At 76.0% G+C, this 743-nt stretch carries 1 protein-coding gene; it reads left to right on the top strand.

Features of this window, described 5'->3' with window-relative positions; translation table 11 throughout:
• Window positions 1–224 precede the first annotated feature (224 nt).
• Complete coding sequence (locus LCE31_RS40040; RefSeq protein WP_225023238.1) at window positions 225–713, top strand: glutathione peroxidase; 489 nt, start codon at window positions 225–227, stop codon at window positions 711–713.
• Window positions 714–743 lie beyond the last annotated feature (30 nt).

Genomic DNA, 743 nt, shown 5'->3' on the forward strand with positions numbered 1-743 from the left:
CCCCCCCCCCCCGCGCCCCCCCCCCCGCGCGCCCGCGCCCCGGGGCGCGCCCCCCCCCGGGGGCCGGGGGGCGGGGGGGGGGGGGGCGGGGGCGGCGCGCGCGCCGCGCGGCCGGGGATCACCGGCCTTCCCGGGCGGGGCGGGGCGCCGGTCCGCGGGTGAACCGGCGGGTCCACAATGGACGGGCACGTATCTCCACCGGGGAGATCGAGGAGGGCCGGTTCATGAGTCTCTACGACATTCCGCTGCGCACGCTGACCGGTGAGCCCACGTCGCTGGCCGACTACCGGGGCAAGGCCGTGCTGGTGGTCAACGTCGCGTCGAAGTGCGGTGCGACCCCGCAGTACGCGGGTCTTGAGGACTTGCAGAAGACCTACGGCGACCGCGGGTTCACGGTCCTCGGGGTGCCGTGCAACCAGTTCGCCGGCCAGGAGCCCGGCACGGCCGAGGAGATCCAGACCTTCTGCTCGACGACGTACGGGGTGACGTTCCCGCTGCTGGAGAAGACCGACGTCAACGGGGACGCCCGGCACCCGCTCTTCGAGCGGCTGACGCAGGCTACGGACGCCGAGGGCAAGGCCGGCGACGTGGCGTGGAACTTCGAGAAGTGGCTGCTGAGCCCGCAGGGCGAGGTCGTGTCGCGGTTCCGTACCGCGACCGCGCCCGAGGACGGGGCGCTGGTCTCCGCCGTCGAGGCGCAGCTGCCCGCCTGAGCGGGCGGCGCCACGGCCCGGCCCCGCTCC

Source organism: Streptomyces sp. 8L (assembly GCF_020176795.1).
Classification (GTDB): Bacteria; Actinomycetota; Actinomycetes; order Streptomycetales; family Streptomycetaceae; genus Streptomyces.

Bases quoted from the DNA above. Each gene is read 5' to 3' on its own strand.
- LCE31_RS40040 (WP_225023238.1), top strand. From the start codon at position 225: ATGAGTCTCTACGACATTCCGCTGCGCACGCTGACCGGTGAGCCCACG.